This is a genomic window from Dapis hubbardiae BLCC-M172, assembly GCF_050016015.1.
Lineage (GTDB): Bacteria > Cyanobacteriota > Cyanobacteriia > Cyanobacteriales > Microcoleaceae > Trichodesmium.
The window spans coordinates 15,864-34,858 of the sequence record NZ_JBNHEQ010000215.1; the positions used below are offsets into that span (position 1 = coordinate 15,864).

Sequence of the window (18,995 nt, forward strand, 5' to 3'; positions counted from 1 at the left end):
AAACAAATATTTGTGGTATTTTCCCTAAGATCCCGATTCCTGAACCGTTGATAGCACCAACATTTTCTGGTGATTTTCAAAAGGAAAAACTGCCAATTTCATTGTATCTTCATAAAACAAATAAAATCCTGCCAAATCTTTACTGAATCCTCATAAAAAAAACAAATATTTGTGGTATTTTACCTAAGATCCCGATTCCTGAACCGTTGATAGCAGCAACATTTTCTTGTAATTTTCAAGGCGACTACTATAGCCCTACCCATTAAGGTTAGGACATTTATAAACAATAATTAGACATCTCCAATAAGAAAAAATAAAATCAATTATCGTAAAGAAAACATCAATTATTTCAGCCTGCTCCTTGCTCCGTGCTCCCTACTCACTCTTTTCCGGAGAGGTCTATTTTCTACCAAAATCCCAAACATTTTCCTGTAAATATCATTTGGATGTCTCCCCACAAGGACTACACAAACCACACTTCCTTGATACACTAACGTAGAAATTAATAATCTTTGGCGGAGCCTAGCAGCAGCTAAATCTCTATCAATATCATTACAATTTAAGTATTCGATAAGTTTCACAAAAAAATTGAGTATTAGCTGATGAAAGCACCATAAAATTAACCTCTCATTTTAATGGAGTAGGGGAGTGAGGGAGTCGGGGGAGTTGGGGAGAAATAAAAACATAAATAATTAACACGCTCCTGGCTAATAATTATTAAAAAAGTTATTCGGCATAAGTTAATTACTTAATAATTGAAATTTTACCTAAGTAAAGCATCCTTTTTTTTAATGGGTAAAATGGTGCGTTACGAAGGATTGTTAAATACTTTTCACATTCTAAATTTTTGCCGTCTAACGCACCCTACAAATTCTGCTGATAACTGATAACTGTTATAGCAAACTATCTCCAAATTCCTCACTAAAAATATCTAACTGCTCCACAGTTATCACCTCTTCTTCCTCCTCTTTTTTCTTAACACCTTTCCTCAAACCAATAGCTATTTTACTATGCTTTTCAATTTCCCCCATTACCTGTCTCGCTCGTGCAATAACCGCATCTGGCAAACCTGCTAATCTTCCTGCTTCAATACCATAAGATTTATCCGCTCCACCAGGTTGTACTTGATGCAAAAATACAATTTTATCTGGCAACTCCTTCACCGTTACTTGATAATTTGCCACATTATCTAAAATCGAAGAAAGTTCATTTAATTCGTGATAATGAGTAGCAAAAATTGTCCGAGATTTTATTTCCGTTGCTAAATATTCTGCCACAGACCAAGCAATAGAAATTCCATCAAAAGTTGCCGTTCCTCTACCAATTTCATCCAACAAAACCAAAGACTTTTCCGTAGCATGATTCAATATATTTGCTGTCTCATTCATCTCTACCATAAAAGTTGATTGACCAGTTGCTAAATCATCCACAGCTCCTACACGAGTAAATATTCGATCGCTCAACCCTAAAACAGCAGAACTTGCTGGAACAAAACTGCCAGTTTGTGCCATTAATTGAATCAATCCTACCTGTCGTAAATAACAACTTTTACCACTAGCATTCGGACCAGTTAATATTATTAAATCCGGTGCAGAATGAGGAGTAATTCCCTCATCATTTTCCTCTATATTTTTACTTCCCAATATAGCAGTATTCGGCACAAAAAAACCAGCAGGTAAATATTTTTCCACCACCGGATGCCGACCCTCAATAATTTTCAATTCTCGACTATCAACCATAGTCGGACGAACATAATTTTGATAAACTGCCACCTCTGCTAAACCACACAAAACATCAATAGCTGCCACAGCACGAGAAATATTTCTAATCTCCTCAGCGTGTTCCCCTATCTCATTTCTCAAAGCAACAAAAATATCATATTCTAATTGATTCAAATCATCTCGCGCCGTCAAAATTCTCACTTCCCTTTCCTTTAATTCCTCAGTAATATAACGCTCCTCATTAGTCAAAGTTTGCTTCCTAGTATAATCATCCGGCGCCAAATCTGCCTTAGATTTAGAAATACTAATATAATAACCAAAAGCCTTATTATAACCAACTTTTAAATTAGGAATTCCCGTCCTTTCTCTCTCCGTAACTTCCAAATTAGCAATCCATTTTTGGTCTTCTTCAGCTAACCCCCGCATCTCATCTAATTGTGGATTTACTTCAGAGCGAATTAACCCTCCTTCCTTTAAATGTTGGGGAGGAGATTCAACTAAAAAAGAATGAATTTTATCCCCCAATTCTTGTAAAATTGGAGGTAGATTTTGCAACACTTTTAAATAAGGAGAATTACCCTCAGATGCTAAAGCAGAAAGTTCCGGAAGTTTAGTCAAAGAATCAGCTAAAAAAACTAAATCTCTAGCATTAGCAGTACCAGCACCAGTCCGCCCCGTCAGACGTTCCAAATCATAAATTTGACGCAATATTCTTTGAATATCTTGACGCAAATCATTATTTATTATCAGTTCATCAATAGTGTCATGTCTAGCACGAATACCCTTCAAATTCAGAAGTGGTTGCACTAACCACCGTCGCAAAGCACGACCCCCCATCGCAGTGCTACTCTTATCGATCGCCGATAATAACGAACCATGATAACTACCATCTCTAACCGTTTGCGTAATTTCCAAATTCCGGCGACTCTGGTGATCTAGAATCAAAAAATCTGCCAAAGTATAACTACGCAACCGTTGTAGCGGAACTTGATTTTCCTTTTGAGTTTCTTCCAGATATTCCAACAACCCCCCCGCTGCTCGCACACCCAATGGAATATGTTCGCAACCAATACCCTCCAAAGATGTCAGTTGAAATTTCAGCAAAAGTCTTTCCTTTGCTTCCCCCAAAGTAAAAGGTTGTTGGGGACGCAGAGAATAACAAAAAGAATTAGGCAAACATTCTGGAAGATGCTCTGACTTTTCTCCAGGCCGTAACATAAAACCAATATCAGGTGCATTAGTGGGAAATAACACTTCCGAAGGTTGCAAACGCATTAATTCTTGGGTAAGTTGGTCTAAACCTTGGGTTTGAGTCGTCAGAAATTCGCCAGTAGAAATATCGGTGTAAGCAAGTCCCCAATAATTTTTGGCAATGACTACTGCTGCTAAATAATTATTGTAGCGAGGTTTTAGCATTCCGTCATCAGTAAGAGTACCAGGAGTGAGAATACGAGTAATTTCACGCTTGACTTGGCGGTTTTCCTTTGCAGCAATAGCAGAATCTTCAACTTGGTCGCAAACCACCACCGCATAACCTTTTTCTACTAATATCGCTGCATATTTTTCCACAGCGTGGTGAGGAACTCCAGTCATAGGAACTCTACCAATTTCTTTACCAGCGTGTTTACTGGTTTGAACTAATTCTAATTCCTGCGCGATCGTCACAGCATCCGCAAAAAAACATTCAAAAAAATCACCTACTCGAAACAACAAAAGAGCGTGGGGATATTGTTGTTTAACTTCCACATAACGCTGCATCATTTCTGATAGTTTGCTAATGTCAATTTGACTGTAATCTGCGTTAGGAGGAAGAGAATTTTCAGCTTTATTTTGTTTGGCTTTTAATGATTTTTTAGTAGATGTAGAAGCGGAATATTTCATAGATAGTTAATATCAGTTATTAGTTCTTAATTATTAGTTATTAGTTATTATAGCAATCCTAAATGATTAGTGAAAAAAAACTGTAGGGGTTTGCTCTCCAAACCCAAACCCATAGGTTTGACCAATAAATGAATCTGTAGTGTTCCATATAGCAATAAGAAATATGTAGGGGTTTGCTCTCCAAACCCAAACCCATAGGTTTAACCAATAAATGAATCTGTAGGGATGTTCCATATAGCAATAAGAAATAATTTGTGAAAAAAACTGTAGGGGTTTGCTCTCCAAACCCAAACGAAAAAGGGATTTGGAAACCAAACCCCTACGATAAAATCTTACAACCTATGCCCGGATTGTTATAATTATTAATTATTAGTTTACAGCAAATTCCAAATATGTTATACTAATTTAATAAATGTTTGTTACAAATAGACGTTGCATGCAACCTCCCTACTCCCCTACTCAATAAGTCATAAATCGAAAAGCTCTATAAAATACAAACAAAAAAGAGGTCAAAAGACCTCTTTCTAGTTACTATTTATTAAAATCTTAATTTAAAGTAACCCAGTATTTACCCCTTGTTTACCAGTAGCCAACTCTACCTTAACAATTTTGCCACCCATTTTCATAATTCTTTGCTGTTCCCGGAACCAGCTATCATAAGGAACAAGCTTAGTAAAGAAAGTATTTTGTAGTTCTCGTTGAGTACGAGTCCGAGTTAGACTAGGAACACAAGCTGTAATCTTAAACTGTCTCATGTTACAAATTTCTCCTAATATTTAATGAGGATTGTTTTAAATCCTTTGTATAACATTTAAGCTAAACAGTCAAATTTGATTATTTAGTAATCTTTTATAAGTATTAATATTTAGCATCACATTCCTATCATTTTCAGAAGGTAAACTGCAAAAATCACTACTTAAATCTAAATTATTTAATTATGCGATCGCCCGCCTCAACTTCAAATCTCAAATCTAAAAATTCCGAAGGCAGGGAGCCATAGAATCAATGCTAGTTCACTAAAACTTATAAATTAAATTAATTCAATAAGCCTTTGGTAATCTAACATTCACCCTAAGTTTCCCTAGCCTCGAAATACAACATCAGTCAAAACAAAAGAGAAAATCTACTCTTTTTTTGTCTTTTTACTGATTGCCAAATTAGCTTAAACCGGAGCAGATGTAGTCGAAGTAAACACCCATTTCCTTACCAGCATCAGGGCCGACTAAACCAGCAGTAACTTCCTTCATAGCTTGGATAGCTTGTACAGTAGCGCCGATGGGTACACCCAAAGAATTATAAGTTTCTTTTAGGCCATTTAATACGCGCTCATCCAAAATGGAAGGATCGCCTGCTAGCATTGCGTAGGTAGCATAACGCAGATAATAATCTAAGTCACGAATGCAAGCAGCATAACGACGAGTGGTGTACATATTACCACCAGGACGAGTAATATCAGAATAAAGTAGGGCCTTAGCTACAGCTTCTTTAACAATAGTTGCAGCATTAGCGCTGATAGCTGTTGCAGCTCGAACTCGTAGTTCACCTGTAGCAAAGTAACCCTTGAGCTTATCTAGAGCAGCAGTATCAAGGTATTTACCTTGAACGTCAGAAGAATTGATAACGGCGGTAATTGCGTCTTGCATTGTTGATTGATTTCCTTAAAATTGCTGAATCTTCAAAAATTATTGGATAAGTAAAGGCTAGTAGAACTTTAGATTAATCCCCTGGCTAAACTTGATACCTGAGTCAGGTCTCAAATATACAAATCTTCCCATCCGATCGAATTTTATCTAAGTCTCAAAATATATTTAGCCTTAACCCATAGCACCGATAACATAGTCAAAGTAAGTAGCAGCTTCGGCAGCATCGTCGCCACTTAAAAGGCTAGCAGCGACATTCTTCATGCAACGAACACCTTCGGCAACAGCTTCGATTGGAGTACCTAAAGACTTATACATTTCACGAACGCCTACCAACCCAATCTCCTCAATAGGAGTAACATCACCAGCAACAATACCGTAAGAAATCAAACGTAAATAATAATCCAGATCGCGCAAGCAAGTTGCTGTCATCTCTTCACCATAGGCATTACCACCAGGAGAAACAACATCAGGGCGCTTTTGGAAAAGTTGGCCACCAGCTTCTTTAATGATCCGCTCACGAGATTCACTCATAATTTGAGCAATCCGAACACGCTTTTCTCCAGTGCTTACAAAAGCTTTGATTCGATCTAATTCACCAGGACTCAGATAACGAGCCTCAGCATCTGCATTAACAATTGATTTAGTGACAATACTCATGTTTTATTCCAACACAGTTAAGGTAAAAGGTTGCTTGACATACTCCCAACATTGCCCATAGCGCAACAACGTGGAATTCTTCGACTCAATATATTTGAATCGCTATTTATACAGAGGTGATGTCCTCCCCCTGTGTTTTTCTAAAACACTATGGCGCCCGTCCCAAGACTCCCTTACCGGAGAAATTAGAACTTCCTGCCAGACTCTTAAAATAAGTTAGTTACGCTCGAAGGACTAATACCCTCTAACATAAACTACCTCCAGGAAGTATTTTGAGGCATTTTGTTCACTTTCTCATTATTTCCTTAATAGTTTGTAATATTTTGATAGGAATTACTGCTAATTCAGGCCAAAAACCCCAGAAAAGCTTAACTAATGACAAATAATTAAAGACCATTGGCAAAATGACCTTTTTATTTCATTTGCCATGACAGGCAAGAGGCCATTAGTATGTTCTCGCTCTTGAAGGCCACTAACTATAGCGCTACGCGCAAGTCAAAAATCAAAAATAATTTCTGACGCTCGTTTGAGCATTTATTAAGTATCCTAACCATAATGCGTAGTGCTATAAAAAAATTTAGAAAATTAAACAAAAATCAAATTGTAGAGATACATCTTTAAAAATAATCAAACAAAAAAATAGGTGTTGCATTGGCGATCGCTCCCAAATAAGTTAGGAGAACACCTTGGCCTTGATCGGGAAGTCTGGGCCACAAAAATCTAATTTTCCATACAACAGTGACCAATTATGCTTTAGCCTTCCGAGAAAAAATGAGGCTAATTTGCATCAAGAAGGTTATGTCTGTCAAACCAGGAATTCTCGATCAAAAAAACGCGGGGTAAAATTAACCACTCGCGTTTTCTGTTTCGCTTCGCGATATGAAAAGCGGAGCTTTGCGTTCCGCAAAACAGCCCGCTCATTTTCATCCCTGCTCTATTGGCATTACCTAAAGTTAGGCATAGAGACATTACTCTCAACCTTAGCTTTTAGGTCAATAAAAAATTTGCCGCTTGATATTTATGAAACTGCTGCTGCTACCTTTGCATCAACAGCTTTATCAGTCAAACGCTCATAAGTTGCACGCATTTTTAGACCAACTAAAACTTGAAATAGTCCACTACCATTATTAGAACCTGGATAATCTTGATGGTTCATCATCATGTGGGTCATCTCACCATAGTATTTAGTAGAAGTATTGCTCAGGTGTCCTTCAACGTAGATCATTTCTTCCAGATTATCAAAGTTACCATCTACTTCTAGGATAGAAACTTCATGGCCGAAATACGCATCTGGGCCATAGAACATCTTAATACCAGGATAAGAACAGGTGAGTTTCCGTCCACAAGGAATCCAGTTAATAGTAGACCCTTCATCAAACAGATAAACTGGCTCGAAATCTTTGACACCTTCACGTTGGATCAAACGCACCCGCAAGACCTTATGTTCCTTGTCATCAGGAATCAGTTTAGTAGGCAGAATTTGAATTACCACATCTGCATGAGCTTTTTGTGGGTCAATATAGGCATCAAAGTCAGGACGACGAGCATTGATAGAAGCGAGTACATCTTCGTAACGGTGGCCTCTTTCTGCCATGTCACGCTTGATTTTCCAAGCAATTTTAACTTCATCACTAATATCTAGATAAACACTAAAATCTAGAAGCTCTCTTACACGCTCATCATAGAGAGGATGAAGACCCTCAATCACCACAATATGATTTGGGTGAACTTTTTCTGGTGGGTCAAGTTCGCCAGTTTCGTGGTTATAAATTGGCTTATCAATAGACTCACCACTCTTGAGGGCTTTAATTTGCTCGTACATGAGGTCAAAATTATTGGCCCTTGGGTCGAGAGCAGTAATTCCTGTTTCTTTACGTTGCTTACGGTCTAAACTATGATAGTCGTCCAGGCAGATAACTGTAACGAAATCTTCTCCAAATACATCTGTAATTCGGCGCAAAAAAGTAGATTTTCCGCATCCCGAATCTCCGGCAACTCCAATTAAGATTACTTTATCTGGTTTTTTCACAATAGGTTCCCTCTAACACAAAACAAAGTTTAGTGACATATCCCATGGTTTCTTTTTGGGTGAGTCTAGGCTTCTTAGTAAGTCCAGGACAAATTCCTCAGCATTTCAGGAGCCGTTTTAAGTCTTGTCACCCTTAACCCAGACTATATCTAATCAATTTCAGCCACTTTTTCCACCACATCTCTATGACAAGAGAGTTCAGGTTTGCTAGAGAAGTTAGCTAAATAAATAGATAAGTCCAATAAATTTGGTCCACATAAAACGAATTCCCTGGAGAGGGTTGCTTTGCTACACGGTAGAATGCTCAAACAACCTCTTATCCTTGGAGCCTTGGACAGACCTTGAAGCTATTGACTCTAAGTCTTTTTTACTAACTTTTGTAAAATATCATATCAGAATGGGATCTTCCCTACAAGGATCAAAGAAAATAAAAGCTTCATCATATAATTCTGTAGAAATCTAGACAGCAGGCTCAAGGCAAATCTTTTCCGTCATTTGTTTATAAGGCCAAATTAACTCTTTTTGTTTCAAGTTTTGACATAAAAATCAACTAGATAAATAGGCAAAGAGTTCACCCATGGAGAAAGAAAAATGCTATTGGTATTTCTAGGCCCTTGATTGATAAATGGGTATTTTTGACTTTTGACTTCCGGGACACTTGAAATGGTGTTATTGTTATTGGTTTTTGACTTCACAGATAGCTAAAGAAACCATAAGAAATTATGACCACTCTGAACTTTATATATAAAATAGTCAGAATTGATTAGTCTCAAGAATACTAATGCCGAAGAGCTAAGGAAAGGGCAACAAAAATATTTCTGTATTGGCCAATAGTCAAAAGGTTCTTCAAAGAACGCTTAAATGCGAACAAAAGTGAATTTCTTGTGAGTGAAAAGTCTATATTTTCCAAACAAAAAGAAAAGTCGATAATGACAACTCAAATTGGAATTAGTGTAAAAAACAATACAGAATTATATGTTATCTCTGTTTATGGAAGCTTGATCGACTTCATTCAGAGTTTAAAGAACTGAAAAATGATCGGTTTGACTTATCGAAGTAGTTGTGCTTTCAGAAGAGTTCCTCATCAGAGAATGACATCAGGAAAACAAAATTTCCAGCATTAAACCTCTCAAATATAGATCCCAAATGGGTTCTATTTAAAAACAGAGGAGGGAGATGGGGAGATGGCAAGATGGGGAGATGGCAAGATGGGGTGTATTAGATATATCCCACTCATCCAATCATCAAATCAATTCTTACCCATAAATTATCAATTACTTTTCCCTCCAACCTATTTTCTGGAGATACACTTAGGCTTCTATATAGCACTAAGCATTATGGTTAGGACACTTATAAATCAAACGAGGGTCAGGGATTACTTTTGACTGTCAGATGTGCGTCTTACATTCTGGAGGGGCTGTCTGGGGAATTTTCCGCACTTTATACGCCCCGTAGGAAACCTCAGAATTAGGCACTCGCTTTTGTAGGGGCGTTTTCCTGACGGAATGCTCCGCATTCATGTCGCCGACATGAAAAACGCGCGTTGTGCGCTAGCGAAATGGCCATTGCCGTTCCGGAATGCTCCTAATTACGCACTTCGGCTGTCGCCGACATGAAAAACGCGCGTTGTGCGCTAGCGAAATGGCCATTTCCGTTCCGGAATGCTCCTAATTACGCCCCTACTGACTTTGAACTTGCGCGTAGCGCTATAGACTTAAAAAGTTGTGGCCATTACACCATGGCATCTTAAAAAACACTTAAATAGAAAGACTCATCATCTCTTGGCAATATACTTTATCTAAATGGAGAAGCAAAGAATGAAAACTCAGATGGGATTCGGTGTAAAAACAAACACAGAATACGGTAGTCGTAGTTTTGTATATGAAGTAGAGGGTCTACGTCAGAGTGAAACTACTGACAAGTTAAATAGCCCTATCCGTAGCAGTGGGACTGTTTATATTACAGTACCTTATGCTCGCATGAATCAAGAAATGCGACGAATTACAAGGATGGGAGGCAAAATTGTCAGTATCAAAACTCTGAGCGAGCACTCTCAAACTAATGGTCAAACAACTAACACAGGAGAAAAAACTAAACCCATGACTCAAGCCAAACCTAAGTCAGATAAGAAGGATGTTCCTGTAAACACCTATCGTCCCAAAAATCCTTTCGTCGGTAAATGCCTTTCAAGCACTGAATTAGTCCAGGAGGGTGGCGAAGGTACTGTTCGTCACTTAATATTTGACCTTTCTGGTAGCGAGTTGAAATATCTCGAAGGTCAAAGTATTGGTATCATTCCACCAGGAACAGATGCTAATGGTAAGCCTCACAAGTTAAGGCTTTATTCCATTGCTTCAACTCGTCACGGTGATAATCTTGACGATCAAACTGTGTCTCTATGTGTACGTCGTCTAGAATACAATCACCCAGAAACAGGCGAGAGAATATATGGTGTATGTTCCTCTTACCTATGTGGCATGGAAGAAGGTGCTGATGTATCTATTACTGGGCCTGTAGGTAAAGAAATGTTGCTACCTGATGATGAAAATGCAACTATTATTATGATTGCTACAGGTACAGGAATTGCTCCTTTCCGTGCTTTCATCTGGCGGATGTTTAAGGAAAGAGAACAAAATCCTGATTATCAGTTCAAAGGTTTAGCTTGGCTATTCTTCGGTTGTGCCTACACTCCAAATATTCTCTACAAGGAAGAGCTAGAAGAACTGCAACGTCAATTCCCTGACAATTTCCGCGTAACTTATGCTATTAGTCGGGAACAAAAGAATAAAGACGGTGGCAAAATGTATATTCAGCATAGAATTCAAGAAAATGCTGACGAGTTGTGGCAACACATTCAAAAGCCAAATACTCACACTTACATCTGCGGTCTCAAGGGTATGGAAGGTGGCATTGATGAGGGAATGTCTGCTGTTACTGGTCAGTTTGATGTTAATTGGACTGATTATCAGAAGCAGTTGAAGAAAGACCATCGCTGGCACGTTGAAACTTATTAATACTTTTGTATTTATCAAAAACTCAAAAGTATTATGGTAGAATTGATAGCTATTTAATTGCTTCATGTCTTAGGACTTAGGGAGAGGTATAAAATACTTCTCCCTAAGTCCTGCATTCTTGTGCGATAATAAAAAAACAGGGGGAGGACATCACCTCTGTATAAACTGCGACTCCAATATTGAGTTGAAGAATCCCAAGGTGTTGGAATCGCTCACTGTCGGGAGGATGTCAAGTTACTAACAAAGAAATTCTCTTGTATTTGGGTTAGTGGCAAATCTCTCAAATTCTAATTAATCTAGAATCATAATTAGGAGAAAAAAATGAACTTTGGCAATCTTGCTAAAATTGTTGCTGGTGTTGCTGGTGTTGCAGCGACAGGCTATGGTGTAAAGAAAGCTGTAGATTATTTCCAGAATCGCGATCAAGAAGAACCAGATCCTGAAACAACTGAAGATGCAGAAGTAGAGCTAGAGCCAGATGATATTGCTTTTGCTACTGTGGAACCTGAATCAGTACAGCCTTTCCTTGATAATAGTTTTGGTGCTGAAGGTCGTTATGTTCCTACTCGTCCACCTAAAGTCTTTGAATATCAAGAGCAAGACTATATGGTAATTTGGACTTACGATAATGAGAAGGAAAAAAATCAATTGTTAGCTTTCCAATATACTGAGGATGGTCGGCAAATGGTTGCTAGTGTAGGATATACTGCTGATGCTACTGACTATAATATTAATTTGGACGGCACAAATTTAGCTGTGGCAATTAGCAGTAATGGAGAACAAATTACATCAGGTCAAGGTGAAACTGATGGTACAGATGAAGTTGATTTAGTTCCTGTTGGCTAACTCCATAGTCAAAAATTTGCTAAGTGGCAAACCAAAACTAGCCTGTTTCAAGATTTACTAACTGTTTTTATACAAAAAAAAATCTGCTCCACATAGGGCAGATTCTTACTGTCAACATCTACTTTTTGGAGGCTTCTACCATCCACAGTATTATTATACTCATATTTTTAATTTTTTCATAACAATTTAATTTTTGTTATAGAATTTTAGTAATCTATAACAAAAATTACTTAAAATCTATCTTTATAGAGGGTATAACCCCTCAGTCCAATTAGATAAAATGACAATTAGAACAATCTAATAGTGTAGCAAATTGATTTACCTCTGGCTGTGAAACAGTATTTCTATTGAGCAAAAATGCTTTTATGCCGACATTAATTGCACCTTCATAATCAGCAGTCAAACTATCTCCAATATGCAGAACTTCCTCTATGGTACAATTATATTTTTGTAAAGCAGCAGCAAAAATTTTCCGATCTGGTTTAGCTGCTCCTACCTCAGTGGAAATAGTAATATCAGAAAAAAAGTCCACTAAGTTCAACGCTGATAAAACTGGATAAAGTCGGGAATCAAAATTAGACAAAACTGCTAACTTTATTCCACTGTCACGCCACTTAGTTAAGGCAGGTATGACATCAGGATAAACAAACCAAGGGGCAGCAGTAGCAAAATAATCATAGAGTTCGCTAAAAAATTTCCTAAAATCAGAAAACTGCTCTAATACTCCTACTTTTTTATAAGTTTCAGCAGCTATTTGACACCACCACTCAAATTCTAAGTCTGGTATTTTGGCAAGTTCTGCTTCAGGAAATGCCATCGGTGGTGCAGCTTTAAAACTCTCAAAAAAAGCTTTATTTACAGTAACAGGAGAAATATCTACTCCCCACTCACTAGCGAATTGTTGATAAATCTCACCTACACTACCACGCACATCAAATAAAGTACCTACAGCATCAAGCAAAATAATTTTGGTCATATTTTCAGAAGTAAGAAGTAAGAAGTAAGAAGGAAGAAGCAAGAAGGAAGAAGGAAGAAGGAAGAAGTAAGAAGGAAGAAGTAAGAAGTAAGAAGGAAGAAGTAAGAAGTAAGAAGGAAGCATACTTGGATTTTAAACCAAGAAACCGGGTTTATTACCCTAATTTAATCCTTAATATGGCTTTGTTGCATGAAAGTATATAGCTGTCGCACAAGCAAGTGGATATGTACAATAATAACGTGCGGAAACCACTCTAACTATTGCACAATAGATGAATAGAACATCAATTTTGAGATAGGAAAAGGCTGAAACATTTGCCTGGAAAGGCTTTGAGCTTTAATTTTTCATCCCTAACTATTGGACAATAGATGAATAGAACATCAATAATTGCCAAAGAGAGCGATATAGCTGTAGAATTGATTTTCTATCCCTAATTATGCAACGGAGCCGCTTAATATTGCAAATTTTAGTTCATAAACCCGGTTTCTGTGCAAGTCTTACAAATAAAAACTTTTCCATACTTGGATTTTCTATTCCCAAATACTATAGGATACTTTACAAACTTGAAAGCATTTCTTGAATAGGATTAACTATCCAATTGAAACCCACTTTAATCTGATGTTCCAAGGTTGGCAACCGATACAAATAAACTAAACGCCTTGCCAAATGTGCTATCTGACCATCTAACTTAACTCCTAAACTGGTAAGAGTTGCATTATCAAGTCCTAACGCCATCATTTCACCTAATGCTTGATAACGGAATGGCAGTAGAGGTCGCCCAGTCAAGGATGCCCAGATATTCCAGGCGACATAATCTGATTGTTGTATTGCTACTTGTGCAGTGGTGGGAACTTTTTGCCCGTCTGCATCTTGGCAGTCTGCTAAATCTCCAAGAGCAAATATTTTGTTATCGTCTTGCACTTGTAGAGTTGCACTGGTAATAATTTGTTCGCGCTGATTTTTTGTCAATGGTAACGACTGCACGACTGGAGCAACCTTTGTACCAACCGTCCACAAAACGATATCTACAGGAATAGTATCAACTTGTTCTTTATATTTTAAGGAAATTTGAGTAGCTTCTATTGATTCTACTTCGGTTTCTAGATCGATCCAAATATTTCGTTCCGACAATGCTTTAGAAGCAGCTTCCCGGTTAAAGTCTGGGGATGTTCGCAAAATCATGTCATTGCGTTCGACTAATCTAATTCTACCTCTTTCTGGTAAACGATCTGCTAATTTACAAGCTAATTCTACTCCACTATAACCACCACCGATAACAGCAATCCGAATTTTCTCGCGGTCAGATGCTTCTAAAACTCGCAACTTTTCTTGAAGACGGTAAGCATCATTAATAGTATGAAATGGGATAGCGTATTCAGCAGCACCAGGAACAATTTCCATAGGTGTTGCGCCTCCCATTGCTAAAACGAGGCGATCATAACTGAATGCTTGACCATTTTCTAGTTGCACTTGTTGTTGGTTGATGTCAATTCCAGAAACTACGCCTTGACAAAAACGAATATCAGTGTTTGCTAATAATTCTTCAAATGGTGGGGCAATTTCCCAGGTTTGGAGTTCCCCGGTGACAAGTTCGTACAATAGTGGGGCAAAGAGGAAGCGATCGCGTTGGTCTATTAGGACTATTTCTGGTTTTTCTGATGATTCCCAGGGAAACTGGATGAGGCGGAGGGCGGTATAAAGTCCACCAAAACCGCCACCAAGAATACAAATGCGCCGAGATTTTTCAGTCATAGTTAAGGTCGGAAGTTAATTTTAGGTAACATCTTTATAGGATAGCAAGAAAGTTCAAAGTCAAAAGTCAAAAGTCAAAAGTCAAAAGTAAGATTTTATTGGTTCAAAATAGTAAATTGGTATAAGTTAGGTAGGCAGAATTCAATGTAATCATATTAAAGCTAGTAGGGGTTTTGTTTCCAAACCCTCTACAACTATCAAACCCTTACAAATTTTAGTTCAAGATGATATAATTATCAAATTAAAACATAAAAATTTTGATTTCAGAAAATTCTAATAATTAGGAGATAAAACAATGAAATTAGAGGATTATTTTGAATTTTTAGATTGTGATTATATTCGGATAAAGGGACACAGAATTGGGATTGATAATGTATTGAATTATTATTTAGATGGATACTCACCAGAAGAAATAGCTGCTAATTTTCCTGGCTTAAGCTTAGACAAAATTTACGCTACTATAACTTATTATCTACATAATCGTCCTGAAGTAGATGCCTATTTATCACGTTTAATTGCTTGGCGTGAAGCTCGTTATCAAGAATGGTTAGCTTCTGAACCTTCACCTGTAGTCAAAAAAATTAGAGAAATTAAAGCTCAAATAAAGAAAGAGCAACTACAAAATTAATGAAAATACGTTTCCTGATTGATGAAAATTTATCACCTAGATTAAAACAAGCTCTATTACGTTTGAATTTGAATATTGATGTACTACGAGTAGGTGATGATGGGGCAGCAGAATTCGGAACACTTGACCCAGATATATTATTTTATCTAGAATCATCTGAAAGAATTTTAGTAACAGATAATCGTAATAGTATACCTGGACATTTAGAAGTACATTGGTCAAATGGTGGCATGATATGGCGAATATTATGGGTACGACCAAGGACAAGTATAGGTGATTTAGCATCAAACTTGTGGCTTATTTGGGAAGTTTATGAAGCTGAAGAATGGATAGATAAAACAGATTGGATTCCCTTTTAATATTCATCAGCAAATTTCCTTAATCTTCGTCTTCATCTGGTGGTCTAGTAATCACATCAAATAGAATTTTGGCTAAATCATTTTTCTCATCAATTTCTTGAACTTCCTCACTTATTGTTTTAGCTTTTGCCAAATCTCCCATCTTTGCTATAATCAATCCAGTAGCAGCATAAGCTGTAATATATAAATTAATTTGTTGCTCATTTTTACGACTACTTAATATACTTTTTACTTCCTGCCAATCTTCTGGTAAATTTTCTCTTTTTTTCACTTCAGCCATTACTTTATGTGCCAATTGAAGCGACATTTTCATATTATTTTTATAGAAAAAATAACGATAAGCACCTATCAAAATATCCAGATTTCCATCAGTCTTAGCTAAAGCTTGATTAATATAATTTTCTGAGGTTTCTGTATCCTCCCAATTTTCTACAGCTAACATCAATAAACTTTTGACATCTTCAGGCACGTCATACCAAGAAAACTTATTTTCTTTAACTTGCATTTGTTTCAGATAAATAATATAGATAATAATTACTTTAAACTAGAAAAAATTGAAAATCTCCTAATCTTAATAACATTTTTACTTCTGTAGGTTGGGTTGAGCTTGTGTTTTCGGCTCTTAGCCGAAAAGAAACGCTGCGCGACATGTTTGCGGAGCATTCCCTATACGAAAAAGCGGAGCTTATCCGGAGGATAAACCCAACAGATATAGATGAAGTCAGAAGTTAGAAGTCAGAAGTCAGAAGTTAAATTTGCAACACGGACTAAATTTGGAGCATTTGGGTACTGAAAAATCAGTCAGAAATTACTTTTGATTTGCGCGTAGTGCTATAACTTCGGTCTTTATCTAACTATCCCTTATTTCTTCTTCAAAAATGATCCTATACTGAAGATGTTTCTGTATTAATATCAATTCTAAAATCTAAAATTACTATGTTTATCCCTGTAGGTTTTGAGCAAAAATCAATTGTCACTTCCCAAGGTCGCATGGTTTACTACACCAATGACAAAGCACCTTGGAAAACTGAGACAGATAACACCGACGACTTACCCACTCTAGTATTTTTCCACGGTTTCGGTGGAGGTTCATCTGCCTACGAATGGTCAAAAGTTTACCCCGCCTTGGCCTCAGAATACCGCATTCTCGCTCCCGACTTAATAGGGTGGGGGCGATCGGAACATCAGGCGTTAGATTACAAAGTAGATGACTACATTACAACAATTATCGAATTTTTAGAACAAACTTGTCAACCACCCACTAGAGTTATTGCCTCTTCCTTGACTGCTGCAATAATGGTAAGAGTAGCGATCGCTCATCCGGAATTATTTAAGTCTCTGATATTGACAACTCCCGCAGGTTTATCCGACTTCGGCGAAAATTATACCCGCAGCTTTTTTGCTCAACTGGTAAGTACACCAATACTAGATCGTTTTATTTATAGTGCTGGTGTTGCCACTCCAGGAGGAATTAAAAGTTTTCTTGAAACGAGACAATTTGGTAATTCCAGTTTGATTTTTGATGAAATTGTGGAGGCATATTTAGAATCAGCAAATCAACCAAATGCTGAATATGCTGCTTTATCTTTTGTGCGGGGAGATTTGTGTTTTGACTTATCATTATATATGAGTCAATTAACAATTCCGACGGCAATTATTTGGGGTAAAAAATCTGAATTTACAGGACCAGAAATAGGTCAACGTTTAGCAGATTTGAATCCTCAAGCTGTGCGGATTTTTCAAACATTAGATGGTGTGGGTTTGACTCCTCAATTGGAAGTTCCGGCGGTGGTTAGTGGGTTAATTAAAAAGTTCTTGAAACAGTTAGATGAAGTTCCGGTTGGTGTAGTTTAGGTATTATAAAAAATTGGGTTTATCTAGGATGGTATAACCTCTCCCCTGACCCCTCTCCTCCAAGGAGAGGGGAGCATAATTTTTAATCAAGACTAAGGATTTATACTATTTTCAGCTATAAGAATGTGTTCAAATAATAAGTGTGATTAAAAAATTTTGCAGGAAATGTATCTTTGACAAAAAAGATAATTTCCCACCTAAAAAATGGTATTGAAGCTATTTACTAGGGGCAAATAGCCATTCGCGCCTACGACTCCTACTCTCACCTATAAGACTCTTTCAACAAACTCTAGTTACTCAACTTCATCAAATATTGGCGGCCAAAGTTCTGAGATAGATATCTGCCAACCAGGAAATAATTCGGGAATAGTTAATATATCGTTATTAGTAAGTTCAACTGGTGTACCTGTAGAGCGATAAACTATTACTATTTCCCTATCTGGATCGATTAAAATTCCAACTTTTGCTCCCAGTTGTATGTATTGTTCCAGCTTTTTTTGTAGAGGTTTTATCCTGTCGCTTTGAGATTTTATTTCTACTACTAGATCGGGTACCATTTCCCCAAAATAACGAACGCTTCGTGGTAAACGTTCGGCACTTACAAAAGATACATCGGGTGCTTTGAGATTAGTATCGGGTAGGATAAAACCACCACTAGAATCAAATAAACGTCCTAAACGACGAGGTTTAACCCAGTTACCTAAAAGTCTCAATAATTCTGCGGTAATTTCACTCGATACAATATCCGAAGGACCCATAACTGATATTTTTCCATTTTCTAGTTCTAATTGATAGTCTAAACCTGCTTGAGAAAGGGTTTTGTTGAGTATTTCTAAGTCTTTGATTGTAACATTAGACATAATTTAGTTTTTTCCTATTAGTAGTTAGTAGTTATTAGATAAGTAGGTAAGTGAAAAAAATTAGAAGTATGTCATTGCGACTGGAACGAAGTGGAAGGTTTGCGGAGCATTCCGGAACGGATAGCAATCTCCGCGCTTTCGACTGCCCAAACATTTAGTTAGATAGTGAGGTTTATTTGCACCTATCTACTTAGATATTAATTTTGATTTTCTAAAAGTTCTAAAAATTCATCTACAACTGTCTGAGGTTCTTGATAACATTTTTCCGAGTCAAACCGATAAATTCTCACACCATTCCGCTCAAAATCTCTTTCTCTTTCTTGTTCTTCTACTCGTCTTTCAGGTGTATGGTAAAAACCATCAACTTCGAGAATTGCCCACTTAAAACCTTTGGTGGTTTTGTAGCAAACTAAGAAATCTGGTTCTTTATTTTTACGCCCTTCTTTTGTGGTGAGACGGGCGGCGCTATTGGGAAAAAAAAGTAAGTTTCTTTTGTCTAGTTCTTCTGCTATTTTAATTTCTGTTTTGGAGCGAAAACTGAGATATTCCCATGTAATAATATTGTCTATTTTTATACTTTTAAATCTGCCGTTATTTAATGGTAAAGAATCGAGGATAGTTCCTGTGATGTTAGCATTATCTAATCTAGCATTTGTTAAATTTGCATCTCCTAAGTTGGCATTGGTTAAATCCGCATTAGTTAAGTCCGCTTCTGTGAGGTTTGCATCTCCTAAGTTGGCATTGGTTAAATCCGCATTAGTTAAGTCCGCTTCTG

At 37.2% G+C, this 18,995-nt stretch carries 15 protein-coding genes; 5 read left to right on the forward strand and 10 right to left on the reverse strand.

Features of this window, described 5'->3' with window-relative positions:
• Nucleotides 1-893: 893 nt before the first annotated feature.
• The 5 genes from mutS to ACP6PK_RS19935 form a co-directional block, all read right to left on the reverse strand.
• Nucleotides 894-3,602: a DNA mismatch repair protein MutS gene (mutS, locus tag ACP6PK_RS19915; protein WP_426562004.1), complete on the reverse strand. Its 2,709-nt coding sequence runs from the start codon at nucleotides 3,600-3,602 to the stop codon at nucleotides 894-896.
• A gap of 551 nt (nucleotides 3,603-4,153) precedes the next feature.
• On the reverse strand, nucleotides 4,154-4,357 hold the full coding sequence (locus ACP6PK_RS19920) for a phycobilisome linker polypeptide (RefSeq protein ID WP_094677761.1): 204 nt from the start codon (nucleotides 4,355-4,357) through the stop codon (nucleotides 4,154-4,156).
• A 402-nt stretch (nucleotides 4,358-4,759) separates the two neighbouring features.
• On the reverse strand, nucleotides 4,760-5,245 hold the full coding sequence (gene apcB, locus ACP6PK_RS19925) for an allophycocyanin subunit beta (RefSeq protein WP_094677763.1): 486 nt from the start codon (nucleotides 5,243-5,245) through the stop codon (nucleotides 4,760-4,762).
• A 171-nt stretch (nucleotides 5,246-5,416) separates the two neighbouring features.
• A complete protein-coding gene (gene apcA / locus ACP6PK_RS19930) occupies nucleotides 5,417-5,902 on the reverse strand; it encodes an allophycocyanin subunit alpha (protein ID WP_094677765.1) in 486 nt (161 codons plus the stop codon).
• A gap of 1,018 nt (nucleotides 5,903-6,920) precedes the next feature.
• The gene (locus tag ACP6PK_RS19935; RefSeq protein ID WP_094677767.1) at nucleotides 6,921-7,934 is read right to left on the reverse strand and encodes a phosphoribulokinase; all 1,014 of its coding nucleotides are present in this window, start codon (nucleotides 7,932-7,934) and stop codon (nucleotides 6,921-6,923) included.
• 1,814 nt (nucleotides 7,935-9,748) lie between these two features.
• Here ACP6PK_RS19935 and petH point away from each other — a divergent pair.
• Both petH and ACP6PK_RS19945 read left to right on the forward strand, forming a co-directional pair.
• Nucleotides 9,749-10,945, forward strand: a complete 1,197-nt coding sequence (gene petH, locus ACP6PK_RS19940; RefSeq protein ID WP_426562007.1) for a ferredoxin--NADP reductase — start codon at nucleotides 9,749-9,751, stop codon at nucleotides 10,943-10,945.
• Between the two features lie 321 nt (nucleotides 10,946-11,266).
• Nucleotides 11,267-11,791, forward strand: a complete 525-nt coding sequence (locus tag ACP6PK_RS19945; RefSeq protein WP_426562009.1) for a hypothetical protein — start codon at nucleotides 11,267-11,269, stop codon at nucleotides 11,789-11,791.
• Nucleotides 11,792-12,062: 271 nt separating this feature from the next.
• Here ACP6PK_RS19945 and ACP6PK_RS19950 read toward each other — a convergent pair whose 3' ends face one another.
• Together ACP6PK_RS19950 and ACP6PK_RS19955 are read right to left on the reverse strand one after the other, a co-directional pair.
• On the reverse strand, nucleotides 12,063-12,767 hold the full coding sequence (locus ACP6PK_RS19950; RefSeq protein ID WP_426562011.1) for an HAD-IA family hydrolase: 705 nt from the start codon (nucleotides 12,765-12,767) through the stop codon (nucleotides 12,063-12,065).
• A 555-nt stretch (nucleotides 12,768-13,322) separates the two neighbouring features.
• Complete coding sequence (locus tag ACP6PK_RS19955; protein ID WP_426562013.1) at nucleotides 13,323-14,519, reverse strand: NAD(P)/FAD-dependent oxidoreductase; 1,197 nt, start codon at nucleotides 14,517-14,519, stop codon at nucleotides 13,323-13,325.
• A 295-nt stretch (nucleotides 14,520-14,814) separates the two neighbouring features.
• On the opposite strand from ACP6PK_RS19955, the gene ACP6PK_RS19960 reads away from it, so the two are divergent.
• Nucleotides 14,815-15,147 (forward strand): DUF433 domain-containing protein, encoded by a 333-nt coding sequence (locus ACP6PK_RS19960; RefSeq protein ID WP_426562015.1) that lies wholly within the window; start codon nucleotides 14,815-14,817, stop codon nucleotides 15,145-15,147.
• Nucleotides 15,147-15,506 (forward strand): DUF5615 family PIN-like protein, encoded by a 360-nt coding sequence (locus ACP6PK_RS19965; RefSeq protein ID WP_426562017.1) that lies wholly within the window; start codon nucleotides 15,147-15,149, stop codon nucleotides 15,504-15,506. Before ACP6PK_RS19960 ends, ACP6PK_RS19965 begins: the two co-directional genes overlap by 1 nt.
• A 19-nt stretch (nucleotides 15,507-15,525) precedes the next feature.
• On the opposite strand, the gene ACP6PK_RS19970 is transcribed toward ACP6PK_RS19965, so the two are convergent.
• Nucleotides 15,526-16,011 carry a hypothetical protein gene (locus tag ACP6PK_RS19970; RefSeq protein ID WP_094676833.1) on the reverse strand — a complete coding sequence of 162 codons (486 nt, stop codon included), beginning with the start codon at nucleotides 16,009-16,011 and terminating at the stop codon, nucleotides 15,526-15,528.
• A gap of 431 nt (nucleotides 16,012-16,442) precedes the next feature.
• Here ACP6PK_RS19970 and ACP6PK_RS19975 point away from each other — a divergent pair, with 431 nt between their 5' ends.
• Nucleotides 16,443-17,360: an alpha/beta fold hydrolase gene (locus tag ACP6PK_RS19975; RefSeq protein WP_426562019.1), complete on the forward strand. Its 918-nt coding sequence runs from the start codon at nucleotides 16,443-16,445 to the stop codon at nucleotides 17,358-17,360.
• Nucleotides 17,361-17,653: 293 nt separating this feature from the next.
• Here ACP6PK_RS19975 and ACP6PK_RS19980 read toward each other — a convergent pair whose 3' ends face one another.
• Both ACP6PK_RS19980 and ACP6PK_RS19985 read right to left on the reverse strand, forming a co-directional pair.
• A complete protein-coding gene (locus ACP6PK_RS19980; protein ID WP_426562021.1) occupies nucleotides 17,654-18,220 on the reverse strand; it encodes a Uma2 family endonuclease in 567 nt (188 codons plus the stop codon).
• 197 nt (nucleotides 18,221-18,417) lie between these two features.
• On the reverse strand, nucleotides 18,418-18,995 hold a 578-nt coding region (locus tag ACP6PK_RS19985), incomplete at its 5' end, for a pentapeptide repeat-containing protein (protein ID WP_426562023.1).

Coding starts and splice junctions, on each gene's coding strand:
- ACP6PK_RS19955 (WP_426562013.1), bottom strand. CDS start 14,519: ATGACTGAAAAATCTCGGCGCATTTGTATTCTTGGTGGCGGTTTTGGT.
- apcB (WP_094677763.1), bottom strand. CDS start 5,245: ATGCAAGACGCAATTACCGCCGTTATCAATTCTTCTGACGTTCAAGGT.
- ACP6PK_RS19960 (WP_426562015.1), top strand. CDS start 14,815: ATGAAATTAGAGGATTATTTTGAATTTTTAGATTGTGATTATATTCGG.
- petH (WP_426562007.1), top strand. CDS start 9,749: ATGAAAACTCAGATGGGATTCGGTGTAAAAACAAACACAGAATACGGT.
- ACP6PK_RS19920 (WP_094677761.1), bottom strand. CDS start 4,357: ATGAGACAGTTTAAGATTACAGCTTGTGTTCCTAGTCTAACTCGGACT.
- ACP6PK_RS19975 (WP_426562019.1), top strand. CDS start 16,443: ATGTTTATCCCTGTAGGTTTTGAGCAAAAATCAATTGTCACTTCCCAA.
- mutS (WP_426562004.1), bottom strand. CDS start 3,602: ATGAAATATTCCGCTTCTACATCTACTAAAAAATCATTAAAAGCCAAA.
- apcA (WP_094677765.1), bottom strand. CDS start 5,902: ATGAGTATTGTCACTAAATCAATTGTTAATGCAGATGCTGAGGCTCGT.
- ACP6PK_RS19965 (WP_426562017.1), top strand. CDS start 15,147: ATGAAAATACGTTTCCTGATTGATGAAAATTTATCACCTAGATTAAAA.
- ACP6PK_RS19970 (WP_094676833.1), bottom strand. CDS start 16,011: ATGCAAGTTAAAGAAAATAAGTTTTCTTGGTATGACGTGCCTGAAGAT.
- ACP6PK_RS19950 (WP_426562011.1), bottom strand. CDS start 12,767: ATGACCAAAATTATTTTGCTTGATGCTGTAGGTACTTTATTTGATGTG.
- ACP6PK_RS19980 (WP_426562021.1), bottom strand. CDS start 18,220: ATGTCTAATGTTACAATCAAAGACTTAGAAATACTCAACAAAACCCTT.
- ACP6PK_RS19945 (WP_426562009.1), top strand. CDS start 11,267: ATGAACTTTGGCAATCTTGCTAAAATTGTTGCTGGTGTTGCTGGTGTT.